The organism is Priestia sp. SIMBA_032 (assembly GCF_046535215.1).
GTDB lineage: Bacteria > Bacillota > Bacilli > Bacillales > Bacillaceae_H > Priestia > Priestia aryabhattai.
Genome location: NZ_JAWRXD010000506.1, coordinates 1 through 278, shown reverse-complemented (window position 1 = coordinate 278; position 278 = coordinate 1). Strand labels below are relative to the sequence as shown.

The following is a 278-nucleotide window of genomic DNA, read 5'->3' as shown; positions in this document are numbered from 1 at the left end:
ATGCCAGAAATACATATTTCTCCTGGAACACCTATAGGTTGTATCCTATGAAATGAATCCAATATATAAATTTGAGTATTTAACAATGGCGAACCTATCGGTACGTTTTGTGTTGTAATTTCTTTATTCGTCTCATATTGATAAGATGTACAACAGACTGTAGCCTCTGTAGGTCCGTATAAATTTAATATTTGGAGGTTCCCCTCAAATAGATGATCGTATTTTGCGAGTAATTTTGTTTTAATTGGTTCTACTCCCACGAAAAGTTTATTTAACAA

The 278-nt window shown here is 32.7% G+C and carries 1 protein-coding gene; it reads right to left on the bottom strand.

The window, feature by feature from the left end; genetic code table 11:
- Window positions 1-278, bottom strand: a 278-nt coding sequence (locus SB717_RS35320) for an AMP-binding protein (RefSeq protein ID WP_410907580.1), incomplete at both ends; no start/stop codon positions are given.